The organism is Nonomuraea sp. NPDC049129, from assembly GCF_040648495.1.
In the GTDB taxonomy this organism is placed as follows: Bacteria; Actinomycetota; Actinomycetes; order Streptosporangiales; family Streptosporangiaceae; genus Nonomuraea.
In genome coordinates this window covers 18,309-30,243 of the sequence record NZ_JBEZDU010000055.1, presented here as the reverse complement: position 1 = coordinate 30,243, position 11,935 = coordinate 18,309, and the positions used below count along the sequence as shown (strand labels likewise).

Below are 11,935 nucleotides of genomic sequence, written 5' to 3'. Positions count from 1 at the left end.
TCGAACATCACATGATCGACAAGCGGCAAGCCTCATCCGTCCTGCTGAGGACCGCTGTGGCATAGAACCGTCTCCACGTTTTCGGGGGATTGACACACATGTCTCCTGGGGCCGGATGGTGGTCGAGGGCCTCGGAGAAGGCAAGGATTTCAAGCTCTACCCCGGTGGAGGACGTGCCTGGGACTGGAACGAGACCGGCACGCGGCACACTCCTGGCATTCAGCCTGCCGACATACAGGAGCTGCTCGACAACGGCAGCCACGCGATCGTCCTCTCCCGTGGTATGCGGTCGCTCCTGCAAACGTGCCCTGAGACGCTGGACCTCCTGATGGAGAAAGGCATCGAGATCTACGTGGAGGAGACGACAGCCGCCGTCCAGCGCTACAACGCCATGGTGGAGACCACTCCCGTGGGCGGCTTGATCCACTCCACGTGTTGATCAAGCCCCTTTGCCAAGATCCGGAACATACGCGGAATGATTTGCGGGTCCCTTGGTCATTGCCCTGCGACTTCGCAGGTGGGGACGCTAGCAAAAAATCGAGTCTCACTCCACCTTTAATGAGACAGCTCTAGCACAAGAGCCCGCCGTCCTCCGGAACCTCACCGTAGGAAGCGGAGATGTCGATACCGTATCCCTGGACGCCATCAACGCTTTGCTCTCCTACCGAGAGGAAGGCGGTAGCGTCACCGAGCTTCTTGGTGTAACAGACATCTTCGGAAGACTCTTCGGGGACGATTGGCCGCCACCCGTCGGCCTTGGCTACCGTCTCATAGAAGGAGGCGTAGTCCTCCTGTGTGCCGGAAAACTCGTAGAACTTCCCGGCGTAGGGGAACGGGTCGTCCCGGAAACATCCGGTGTAGCTATCCCGCGTGACGGCATCACCGGGGTGGGAAGCAAGGATGTTCTGAGCCGCCAGCACTGGAATCAGGTCTTCCTCTGCGGCGGTGCATTCCGAACCGGCGACTGTCCTCAGTGCTATGTACGCGAGCCCGCTCAACAGGAGGGCCGTCGCGGCTAAGGTGATCGTTATCTTGACGAACGCGGCGCGGACTCTCATGGCCGGAGCGTACCGAAACCGATCAAGGTCAGGAAGCGCGCTGAGACAGAGCCCGCCGGTTGCAGTTCCCGTTGCAGTTCAAGGCCGTTCCACGCGGTTCAGAATCGATCGCTCCTACCCTCTGGCCTGCATTGAACCTCTTGGGACTCACCAAATCCGATCTTTTAATCCGCATGTTGATCGGTGTCGTCGATTGGCAGCGCACTGCACGCGCTTTCAAGCTCTCCAATCGCGATCATGTCTCGTATGGCGTCGGCCATCGAGACGAAGCCAGGCTTGCGGATGACGACCAGGTCCGAGCACCAGAAGTAACGGCCGTTGAGACATTCGCCCGTCCCCTGCCAGCGATCCATGATCCCGGAGATGGCCCCAAGGGTCATGAAGGTGGCATAGCGCCGAGTGCCGTCAGGAAGCGTGATGGTCGCGTCGGCCTGATCGGCGGTCTCGGGATCATGCCCTTCCCAGCGGGGGATCAGCATCTCGAAGCCGGGGTCGCTGATGCGATAGAAAGGGCCGTCGATCTCGATCATGGGGTGAGTCTGCCAGCCGTGCCCGTCGCGACCCGATGGGACGGGCAACAAGGGGAAACAGCGGGGAGCCACGGGGAACGCGATCAGTGCCTTGAGCTGCGTCTTCGCAGGTCAAGTAAGATCGGCATGCGTCTTTGCAAGCAGGGAATCAAGAGTTCGAGTCCTTAAGCCCACGCCGCCTCGATCGCGGGAGTGGAGGCTCCAAGCAGATCGCTCCTTGGCAAGGCGTGATGTAGCTACCCCCAAGTCGAAGAATCCTGGCGCCCCAGCCTCTAGGTAAGGACGCCAGCCTGCCGCATGTTCATGTCATGGCTAGTCCATGCGGTTCGGAGGAAACACAAACAGGAAAGCCGTGTCGACGCCGGTGGAATACGCCTTGCAGCGATCATCATGGCCGTAGAGGTCGGTCTGGAAGGCGAAGAGCGCCGGACCGCTCAGAAGCAAGTACGCCGTTCAGCGCCCTAGACAAGACGGTCATCGAGATCGCCGTCAACGCAACGACGGATGGTTGGCAAGCCGCCGTCGCCAAGCAAGGGGCCGATCTCCTCGGTAAACGCCTCTGGAAGGAGGTCCAGTCCTCAACGCGCTCCGGCTGTGATCCCCTTGCGGAGGAAGCGCGGAGACTCCTGGAGGCGAAGGAGCAGGCTCACGAACTGGTCGCTGATGCGCTGATAGGCAAGCCTCCCGCCGACCGAGCAGGGGCCTGTCTGGTCGGAATCCTCCGCAACTACGCGAAGAAGATCCCGATCCCAGGCGAACAAGTTCTGGAGATGTCGGCTCACGCTCTACGCATCATTGGGATCTACACCTGCACTGTCGCTGGCATCCTCAACCAGTGCAAGTGCCTCGACGATCTAGCCGAGAGCATGACGAAAGCAAAGCTCGAAGAGGTGTTGACAACCGGTCTGGATGAGTGGGCCGACAAGGGGCCGGCTAGTCGGGCGTAGGTCGGCGACAGCCGAACCGATGCCGAAGCGGGTTGCAGTTTGGGTTGCGGTTCACTCGCGATCCAACCCGTTCCAGCACGACCGCCCAACCGTGTTGGTCCACATGAGACGGTACGGTACGGCCGGGCCCCTAGCTGCTAATGCGGTTTGGTGGCAACACCATCCGGGGTTCAAATCCCCGATCCTCCGCACGCTAGAGCCCCTCACCAGCAATTTGGAGAGGGGCTCTCGATCTTCAGCTACACCTGGGCGGACCATTGCCGGACCATTCCGCTGATGATGATGGTTTCCGGCTCCCGGTGGAATCGCCGCGCTGGTCGCCGCAGCAGCAGATCCCGCACGGCGCCGAACTATGCATGTAAAATGAAGGCATACCTAGGAACATGCAGATCCGCGATGTTCCCGACGACATCGCCGACACGATCGCAGCCCGTGCCAAGGGCACAGTCCGCGCAGGCCTACTGCTGGGCCTCCTGGCGGCGGAGGCACGCCGTTCCCACAACATCGTCAGCCTCCCAGCGGTCGTCGGCTGCGACATTCGTCTCGTATAGCACCTGAAGATAGGACGATGCCCGCCTCGCGCGGTCAACGCGATGGCAGGCGGCGCATCATGACGCCGATGAACTGGTCGCCCCGCACGAAGCCGAACTCCCGGGAATCCCAGCTGGTGTCCCGATTGTCGCCCAGCACGACCAGGGCGCGAGGGGGCACGACGGTCTCCGGTACGTCGCGGAGCGACGGGAATTCCTGTCTCGGCACAGGTTCGCCGGCCACCGCGACCGCCCGCTTGACGAGCAAGTGCCAGCCAGGATCGAATCTCTCCGGCACCTTGTCCTCGTCGCCGGGCTCGATACCCGGCGGCAGGCCGTCCAACGGCGGAGGATTCGGGATCCTGACGACCACGATCTGGCCGGCGCGGACTCGCCTCGTCTTGCGGACGAGCAGTCTGTCGCCGGAACGCAGGGTGGGTTCCATGCTGGGCCCGCTCACAGTGGCGACCAGATACCGCCGGCGGATCCACCACAGCGACATTCCCAAGATCAGCAAGCCGGATGCCGACAGGAGCAGATTGCCTGCCTTCATCGCACCTCCTGGTATCCCGAGGCCTGGAGCCGGAACAGCCGGGCGTACTGTCCGTCTGCGGCAAGCAGCGCCTCATGCGGTCCCTGTTCGGCGATCCGCCCGTCGTGGAGCACGGCGATGAGGTCGGCATCCCGTACGGCGCTGAGCCGGTGAGAGATCAGCAGGCTCGTGCGACCCGCCCGATGCTCCCGGATGCTGGTGTGGACCTCGTGCTCGGCCTCCGGATCCAGGCCGGAGCTGGGCTCGTCCAGGATCATCAGGTCTCTGCCGTCGCGGACGAGGGCTCTGGCCAGCGCGAGGCGTTGCCATTGTCCGCCGGACAGCACCACTCCCGTCTCGGGATCGCCCTTGTCGGCCTCGGAGAAGAAGATGCGGGTGAGCAGCGTGTCGTAGCCTCGCGGCAGCCCCGAGAGCGTCTCGTGCACTCCCGCGCGGACGCCCGCCTCCGCGATCCGGGCCGGGTCGTCCAGGGCGGGCAGGTCACCGAGCCCGATGTTCTCGGCGGCGGACATGTCGTAATTCATATGGTCCTGGAATACGGCGCTGATCCGCTCGCGAAGATCGGCGGGCGGGATGTCCCGCAGATCCACGCCGTCCCACAGGATCCGGCCGCGCGTCGGGTCGTACATCCTGCACAGCAACCTGATGAGGGTGCTCTTACCGGCGCCGTTCAATCCCACGAGGGCGACCGAACGGCCGTGCGGAATCGTCAGATCGACCCCGCGCAGCACCCATGGATGGTCGTCGCTGTAGCGGAACCAGACGTCCCGCAGTTCGATGCCCCGGCGCAGTGCGGGGGCCGTCCCCTCGTCCACGCTCACCAGGTCCGGCTCGGTCCTGATCACCGCGACGTAGTGCGAGAAGGTGAGGAGCCCCTCGTGGACGGACGCCATCGAGGAGACGAGCATGTTGAGCGCGGCCTGCACCCCGCCGACGGCCGCCACGAACATGGCGACGTCGCCGACGCTGAGGGAACCCTGACGGGCGGCCGTGATCGCCCACCACAGGCCGACACCCGCGACCGCCGCGCTCAGCGTGGTCAGACCGCCCTGAGTGACCAGTTCCCGGCGGTCCATCCGGCTTTCGGCGGTGTCGGCCTTGCGCCGCTCGGCCATCATCCGTGTACGAAGGTACGCGCCGATGCCGAACAACCGGATCTCCGTGGCGGCCTGGACGCCGGTGAGCAGCCGGCTGTAGAAGAACTCGCGGCGGTGGATCTGCTCGATGTCCCACTGCATGGTGGCCCGCCTCCGCGACAGCAGCACTTCGGCGATGAGTGCTGGGACGGCGGCCAGCAGTACCAGGGCGGTCATGGCGGGGCTGAGGATCAGAAGGGAGCCCACGAATCCGACGAGAGACAGGACTCCGCTCAGGCTTCCGCAGACTCCGCTGACGAGGTCGCCGGTGCCCCCGGCGCCCTCTTGGGCTAGACGCAACCGGTCGAGGAACACCGGATCCTCGAAACGCCGGAGGCCGACCTGCCGCTCGGCCGCCGCGAACAGCCCGTCGATCGCTTCGGCTCGCGCGAGCCGCCCGGTCTGGGCGCGCAGATAGCGGCCGATCCCCGGAAGCGCGGCGGCGGCCAGACCGGCCGCGGCCAACCCGAGCGCGAGACCCGCGACCGCGCCGTCGGGAGTCGTCAGCCGGTCGATGACCGATTTGGTCAGCCATACGGTGGCGATCGGGGCCGCCGCCTCGGCGAGCGTCAGAAAGACGTAGCCGGTGACCCCTCCTGGTGCCGACCGCCAGGTCAGCGACATGGCCTCCACGGCGGACGAGGCCAAGTCCCGGATCCCGGCCCGTCGGCTCGTACCCAGATCACTCATGCCGTCGATGCGACGGAAAGGTCCTCCACGCGTCCACCCGTGGCGACGACGCGGTGATCGGACCCGAGCAGGTAGAGCGCCGGAGTCCACGTGTTCTGGAACGCGTCTGCCACCGGGCCGTCGTAATCCTCCACGATCACCCGGGCCACCGGCGCGAGCGCTTCGACCGCCTCCGTGTCGTCCCCGGCGACCACCGCCAGCACGTTCTCCCGTCCGAGGGTGCGGGCATGCTCGCTGAAGCGGGGAAGCAGCTTGTGGCAGGGTTCGCAGCCGGCGGAGAAGAACCCGACCAGGCCGGCGACCGTATCGTGGGACACCGGCTCGCCGTCGACGGTCACAGCGGCGAACTCGCCGACAGGCGAGCCAGGCTGCAACGCGATGGGAGGCCCGGCATGCTGGACGCCTCCCCCACTCACCTGCCTCATCCGGCGGATCAGGGTGAGGGTGAGGAGCAGATTCAACAGACAAAGCAGACCGATGAGCACGACGGCGGCGGTCAGGTAAGGCATCAGGCATTCCTCGCGAAGAGATCGACGAAGTCGTCGAAGGAGGCGATCAGGATCGCCCCGATGAGCCCCGCGGCACCTGCCAGGGCCGCCCCGCCGAGCGCGAGCAGGCCACCAGGCAGCAGTACGCCGAGCGCGGCTGCGATGATCATCAGGCTGTTACGGACCAGTTGACGGGGCGCTAAGGGGTGCGGCGGATGTACCGAAGCAACGGCACCTCCACCCCGTGCGGGCGGCGGCTGGCCGCCACCCGCGGGGACGCCTACTACAGCCGCATCAGCACTTGCCGACCTTGACCGTCTGGCAACCCTGGTCCAGGCAGCACTGACGGAGGTACCTGATTCCACCCGAGCAGTAGTAGTAGTTGCTGCAGCCGGCCTCCACGGTCACCTTGTGGGCGACGCGCGTCAGCAAACGGTCCACGAGACCGAGCATGATGTCTCCTCTCTGGCCTTGCGGGGCGAGATGATGGTGATCACGATGATCCGGTTTTCCGAATTACGGCGCAACGGTCGAAATTATTTTCATGGACAATGATCAAGAGGTACAGGTTTTCATAATTTCGGCCAGGAGGTATCGCGCCGAACATTGACCGAAAGACCGTGCTGGACGCGACAGACTGCATCTTCAGGCCCATCACGACGCCGAAGATGATCAGGTAGACGCGGCATCGGGTTGCAGTTTGGGTTGCAGTTCACCGCCGTCCTATGCCGTTCGGGGAAGACCGACCCCGGCATATTGCTCCAGATTTGAACGATCGGGACGGCTCTGCTCCGAGCCGCTAATACGGTTTGGCGGCAACACCATCCGGGGTTCCAATCCCCGATCCTCCGCAGTGGAGGGCCCCGCTCATTCGATCTCCGGAACCCCGGGGCGGGCGGTGCAGTAACGCACTCGCGAGGTCCCTTGAGGCGGGATAGCCGGAGGTCAGCGAATCCGGACCCGTTCGCTGGCCTGCGTCGCTACACTCTGTCCGGGTACGAGATCGTTCGCGGAGATGGGCTGGTCGAGCCGGTATGTACCCTGACGACCCTGCACCCGTGAGCGAACGACGGAGCCTGGCCGACGGCCGATACGTGCTGGAGAGCGAGCCGGTCGGCTCGGGCGGGATGGGCACCGTCTGGCGGGGATACGACCACAAGTTGCACCGCACCGTCGCGGTCAAGGAGCTCCACCTGCCGGCCGTCGGCGTCAGTGCGGAGGAGCAGGCCAGACTGCGGGCGCGGGCGATGCGCGAAGCCAGGGCGATCGCCCGCCTCGAGCATCCGGGCATCGTGGGAGTGTATGACGTCCTGGAGGAGGACGGCCGGCCGTGGATCGTCATGCGTTTCATCGCCGGGCGTTCGCTCGACCAAGAGGTCAAGACGAACGGGCCGCTGGATCCTCGGCGGGCGGCCGAGATCGGCAGCCAGGTGCTCGACGCGCTGTCGGCGGCGCATGACGAGGGTGTCCTGCACCTGGACGTCAAGCCGCAGAACGTGTTGCTCGACGACAACGGCCGGGCGGTGCTCACCGACTTCGGGATCGCGTTGGTCGCCGACGCCACCGCGACCGTGACCGCGTCGCTCGTCGGTACCGTCGGCTACATCGCCCCTGAACGGCTGGACGGTTCTCAGCCGGGTCCGGCGGCCGACCTGTGGTCTTTGGGTGCCACACTCTACTTCGCCGTGGAGGGCCGGCCGGCGTACGCCGCCGACAATGTGGCGGCCGCGCTCGTGTCGGCCCTGACCCGCGCGCCCGAGCCGATGACGCGGGCGGGGGCGTTGGCGCCGACAATTGCCGGCCTGCTGGAGCGTGATGCCGGCGTGCGTCTCGACGCGGCCGATGCCGGCACGCAACTGCGTGCGGTCGCCACCGCGACCCAGGCCCCGCCACCCGATGGTCGCGCGCGGACGAAGGCGCTGCCTGCGGACGTCCTGGACCCGCCGTCCGGGGCGGTCTGGAAACGGAGGACCGCGGTGGCGGCGGCGGTGGCAGTGGCGCTCCTCCTCACAGTGGTTGTTATCGCTCTTCCCTCCCTGATCTCCCATGACAGTGGAAATGCCGTACGGCAGCAGGGCACGACAGGCTCCCCGGTCGCAACCCGCACAACGCCGAGTGTCACCCCGTCCCCGATACCCACGGTGACCCCATCGCCGACGGCTGCCGTGCGCTACACCGTGATCCCCGGCATCTGCACCAAGGTGGTGACCCGGGCGAGAAAGATCATTCCCAAGATGGATGACGGCGAGGAAGATACGCCGGTTGAGAAGTTCGACGACCTCGTGGAGTCGCGCGGATGCCGCTGGAGCACGGAGGGCTACTGGTCCAAGCACCCCTGGGCTGCCGACGTCGTCGTCAAGCTGTTCCGATTCTCGACCGATTCCAGCGCGTCGGCGGCCTTCGAAGAGGAGCGCACCGACTTCTACAAGAACGCCATGCGGCTTGATGACTACGCGGACGAGCTGTGCCTGTCCAACCCGTCCGGCAAGGACTACGGGTACGCGCACGCGATGTTCCGCAAGGACAACCTGCTCGTACAGGTCTCCTACGAGATGTTGACCAAGGGTTCGCCGACGCCGGCGGTGGCGAGACCGCGTGGCCGGGACCTGACGAAGTATGTCTATCAGCTGGTGAAGTCGGCCACGTAGCACGGCCGTACGCCTACCGCCGGCCCGCATGACTCACCCCGAAATCGAGGCCACCGCCCAATGCGTACGAGGCGCGAGCCCGCCCCCGTCAAGGTCGGAAGCTGGCTCGGTATTCCGTCGGTGTGCGGGCGGTCAGCTGTCGGAACGCGGCGTTGAACGCCGACAATGACGTGTAGCCGACCATGAACGCGATCTCGGTGATCGGAGTATCGCCCGCAGCCAGTTCTTCGATCGCGCGTAGCACCCGCATCCGGCGTAGGACTGCCCGCCACGTCATGCCCGTCTCGTCCTCGAAGCGGCGGGCCAGCGATCGTGGTGCCAGGCCCACCTCGACTGCCACCTCCTCGAAGCGGATCTCGACGCCGAGTCGCTGCTCGGTCAGCCGCAGGGCTCGGCGTAGTTCCGGTGAGCGGCCCACCGGGACGACGACGGGGCTCGGTTGCTCGGCGAGCCGCCAGGTCACTGCGGCGAGCGCGGTGAAAAGCGTCTCTGCGTACGCCGTCAGAGGTTCGTCGCTCTCGCCCCAGATGCCGCACTCGGTTACCAATGCGCGTGCCAGAGGGCTGAGGTCGAATACGGTCAACGGGGCCGGCGGGGACGCGGTGAATCTGGTGTCGAACAGTACCGACGCGGTCGTGACCGGCTGCGGGATGCTCACCTGTATCGCGTGACCCGCCTCGATCAGGGCGGCCCGAGCCGGCGGTAGGAGCCACGACTGGCCCTGCGCCTCGAGCCGGAGGGCACCGGTCGAGGCGCAGAGCAGGTAGTGGCGGTCCACCTTGAGCTCGCGGGCGGGCTCCCGCGGGAACGTACGGACGAAGCTGTACGCCTTCCGGGTCATCCGCAGCCTCGCATGAACCAATCGTAGGGAGCCGCCAGGACGCCGGTCAGGCGACGGTCTCCAGCAGCTCCGCGTGGAAGCGTCGGCTCACCGGCGAACCGGTCATCATCGGGCGAATCACCTTGCCAGAGCGGGCGAAGGAGTCCGACTTCTGGTAGTCGGCAAAAGACTCCTCGTCGTCCCACTCGTGGACTATGGTCACCCGGGTCTCGTTCTCCCGGGAGGCGTACACCCGATAGGCAACGTTACCCGGCATCGCGCGTACCTCCTCGCGTTCGCTGTCGAGCTGGGCCAGGGCTGTCGCGCGGTCAGCGGCGGCGGTGTCGAAGTCGACAATGGCAATGATCACGAGGACCTCCTGATTGGGGGCGGCGACTGCCGCGAGCGGATGTCTTGATCCTCACATCGAGCCGGCCTGGTCGGCTTCCGCGAGCCGGACGCGTTCACGCTTCTAACGGACACGCCCGATCCAGGCTCTGATCTCACCGATCGTCAGGAGTCCGAGAGCTCTCTAGATGGGCGAGCGCGCTGTCCAACGCCGCCGGGGCGTCCAGCTCCGGGTTCTTGGCCCAGTCCAGCCAGACCGACAGCAAAATGCCGAACACCGCGCCGGCGACGGCCCGTACTCGGTCGTCGTGTTGCGGACGGTCGAGCCTGGTTGCGACCAGTTCGGTGAGCGTCTGCTTGGTGTTGGTGATGTTGGTGAGGCTGGCCGCCCACAGCGAGGGGACGCTGAGCACCAGCGCCTGGCGCTCCCGCTTCGCGGTCACGTCCGCGTCGGTCAGGTCGGTGAACACGGTCCGGAAGGCGTTGCGCAGCGCCGGCACCGGGCCGAGTTCCGGCGGCTGGGCCGCGCACGCCTCGGCGATGAGGTCGTCATAGTCATCGAGGGTGACCAGCGCTTCCTTGGTCGGGAAGTAGCGGAACACCGTCCGGTGCGAGACGTCGGCCGCCTGGGCGATCTGCTCGACGCTGGTGGCGTCGTAACCCTGCTCACGGAACAGGCGCAGCGCGTGCCGCTGAATGGCGGCGCGGGTGCCGGCCTTCTTGCGCTCCCGCAGTCCGGGCTGCTCGGAATCTGACATCATGCGAAATCCTTCAGCGGGATGACCGCCCGATACTTTCCGCCGGGGGATTGCCGCGGCGGCTCCTCAGCGCGTTCCAGGATGACATGGTCCAGCTTGTGGTCGGCGAGCAGACCGCCGATCCCGTCACGCACCGCCTGCCACACCGTTTCCGGGTCCGCCCCAGGCGAGGGCCGCAGTCGTATGCGCAGGCTCGCCGGGCTGGTTTGGACGATCTGGTACAGCTGTACGCCAGGCGTACGATCCACGAGCGTGTTGAGCATCAACGGCGCGATGACGACCTCGCCCCGCCCGGTGGCGAACGTGAGCACGTTGGCCACGCGTCCCTGCACCTGTATGGCCGGCAGGGGGTTGCCGCATGGGCACGGGTCAGGCCGTTGCAAGACGCTGTCGCCGAGGTCGTAGCGCAGGATCGGCTGTACGCGGTTGGCCAGATTGGTCACCAGAACGGTGTGGGACTGCCTGCCCGGCGGGGTCGGGGAATGGTCGGCTTCAACCGGTTCGACCAGGGCCCAGTCGCTGTTGACGTGATACCAGCCGTGCGCGCAGCCCTCGGTGAGGAAGGGACACTCGCTGGCGCCGTAGGTGTCGCGCACCTTGGCATCGAAGGCGCGGGCCATCCGCGCGTAGTCGCCGCTGGTCAGCGTCTCGCCCGCGGGTTCGACCACCACCGGCGCGATGTGCAGCCGTCCAGACTCTTGCTCGGCGGCGAGCATGTTGAGGACGCTGCCGTACCCGAGCAGGAGAGCGGGGCGGAACTCGTTGAGCGCCTCGACCAGTGCGTCCAGCGGGGTGTGTACGGAGAAGAGACGGATGGTCTTGCGCTGTAGCCGGTGTGCGCGCATGCGGGCGGCGCCGGCCGAGACCAGGAAATGGCCGTTCGTCGCGGCCACGATGGCCATCCGCCCGCTGCCCGCCACGATCCGGGTGATGTCGGCGAGGTCCAACCAGGAGCTCATCATCCGCATGCTGAGGGCGTAGTTGACGGCGATGTCCCGATCGTCCTTGACGAAGATCGCGGGGTTTCCTGTGGTGCCCGAGGTGGTGACCACCAGGTATCGGTCGAGGAACCGTCCGCCTACCAGTTGCGGATCCGCAGCGAAGGCGCGCGCCCTGGCCAGCGTTACTTCGCGGTCGGTGGCCCAACGGTCGTAGTGCGCCATCAGCGCCTTCTTGTCGGTGACCGGCAGCGATGCGGAGTCGTCGACGCGGGGAGGCAGGCCGCTGTAGAGGTCCCGGTAGTAGGGCGAGTGGGTACGGGCGTGCTCGACGATCTCGGCGAGCCGCCGTCGCTGGACTGTCGCCCACTCGTGGTGCCTTCTGGTGCGGCGTGCGTCTTGCAGCAGCCGTGGAACGCTCTCCTTCATGGGGAATATTCTGTCACATGACTGTCAAAAGTTAGTGGTGTGACATGTTTTACCGTCCAGAT

General features: G+C 65.9%; 13 protein-coding genes. 2 read left to right on the top strand and 11 right to left on the bottom strand.

Annotation, left to right across the window (positions count from 1 at the left end):
• Nucleotides 1–439: Mth938-like domain-containing protein (locus tag AB0B64_RS60195; RefSeq protein WP_358206752.1), on the top strand; the 439-nt coding region annotated here is incomplete at its 5' end.
• A gap of 130 nt (nucleotides 440–569) precedes the next feature.
• Here AB0B64_RS60195 and AB0B64_RS60190 read toward each other — a convergent pair.
• The 7 genes from AB0B64_RS60190 to AB0B64_RS60160 all read right to left on the bottom strand — a co-directional run bounded on the left by AB0B64_RS60190 (nucleotide 570) and on the right by AB0B64_RS60160 (nucleotide 6,385).
• Nucleotides 570–1,058 (bottom strand): hypothetical protein, encoded by a 489-nt coding sequence (locus AB0B64_RS60190; protein WP_358206748.1) that lies wholly within the window; start codon nucleotides 1,056–1,058, stop codon nucleotides 570–572.
• A gap of 164 nt (nucleotides 1,059–1,222) precedes the next feature.
• Complete coding sequence (locus tag AB0B64_RS60185; protein ID WP_357962254.1) at nucleotides 1,223–1,588, bottom strand: hypothetical protein; 366 nt, start codon at nucleotides 1,586–1,588, stop codon at nucleotides 1,223–1,225.
• 1,532 nt (nucleotides 1,589–3,120) lie between these two features.
• A complete protein-coding gene (locus AB0B64_RS60180; RefSeq protein WP_358206737.1) occupies nucleotides 3,121–3,618 on the bottom strand; it encodes a S26 family signal peptidase in 498 nt (165 codons plus the stop codon).
• The gene (locus AB0B64_RS60175) at nucleotides 3,615–5,444 is read right to left on the bottom strand and encodes an ABC transporter ATP-binding protein (RefSeq protein ID WP_357962257.1); all 1,830 of its coding nucleotides are present in this window, start codon (nucleotides 5,442–5,444) and stop codon (nucleotides 3,615–3,617) included. Before AB0B64_RS60175 ends, AB0B64_RS60180 begins: the two co-directional genes overlap by 4 nt.
• Complete coding sequence (locus AB0B64_RS60170) at nucleotides 5,441–5,953, bottom strand: TlpA disulfide reductase family protein (RefSeq protein WP_358206729.1); 513 nt, start codon at nucleotides 5,951–5,953, stop codon at nucleotides 5,441–5,443. Before AB0B64_RS60170 ends, AB0B64_RS60175 begins: the two co-directional genes overlap by 4 nt.
• Nucleotides 5,953–6,102: a hypothetical protein gene (locus AB0B64_RS60165; RefSeq protein ID WP_357962264.1), complete on the bottom strand. Its 150-nt coding sequence runs from the start codon at nucleotides 6,100–6,102 to the stop codon at nucleotides 5,953–5,955. Before AB0B64_RS60165 ends, AB0B64_RS60170 begins: the two co-directional genes overlap by 1 nt.
• A gap of 124 nt (nucleotides 6,103–6,226) precedes the next feature.
• Entirely contained in the window at nucleotides 6,227–6,385 is a 159-nt protein-coding gene (locus AB0B64_RS60160) for a hypothetical protein (RefSeq protein ID WP_357962267.1), read from the bottom strand.
• Nucleotides 6,386–6,990: 605 nt separating this feature from the next.
• Between AB0B64_RS60160 and AB0B64_RS60155 the strand changes: the two genes are divergently transcribed.
• Nucleotides 6,991–8,580 carry a serine/threonine-protein kinase gene (locus AB0B64_RS60155; protein WP_358206721.1) on the top strand — a complete coding sequence of 530 codons (1,590 nt, stop codon included), beginning with the start codon at nucleotides 6,991–6,993 and terminating at the stop codon, nucleotides 8,578–8,580.
• An 88-nt stretch (nucleotides 8,581–8,668) separates the two neighbouring features.
• Here the strand turns inward: AB0B64_RS60155 and AB0B64_RS60150 are convergent, their stop codons facing one another.
• The 4 genes from AB0B64_RS60150 to AB0B64_RS60135 form a co-directional block, all read right to left on the bottom strand.
• Nucleotides 8,669–9,421: an AraC family transcriptional regulator gene (locus tag AB0B64_RS60150; protein ID WP_358206715.1), complete on the bottom strand. Its 753-nt coding sequence runs from the start codon at nucleotides 9,419–9,421 to the stop codon at nucleotides 8,669–8,671.
• Nucleotides 9,422–9,467: 46 nt separating this feature from the next.
• Nucleotides 9,468–9,770: an antibiotic biosynthesis monooxygenase gene (locus AB0B64_RS60145; protein ID WP_357962276.1), complete on the bottom strand. Its 303-nt coding sequence runs from the start codon at nucleotides 9,768–9,770 to the stop codon at nucleotides 9,468–9,470.
• Nucleotides 9,771–9,903: 133 nt separating this feature from the next.
• A complete protein-coding gene (locus tag AB0B64_RS60140) occupies nucleotides 9,904–10,509 on the bottom strand; it encodes a TetR family transcriptional regulator (protein WP_358206705.1) in 606 nt (201 codons plus the stop codon).
• Nucleotides 10,506–11,873, bottom strand: a complete 1,368-nt coding sequence (locus AB0B64_RS60135) for a hypothetical protein (RefSeq protein WP_358206700.1) — start codon at nucleotides 11,871–11,873, stop codon at nucleotides 10,506–10,508. Before AB0B64_RS60135 ends, AB0B64_RS60140 begins: the two co-directional genes overlap by 4 nt.
• Nucleotides 11,874–11,935: the final 62 nt, after the last annotated feature.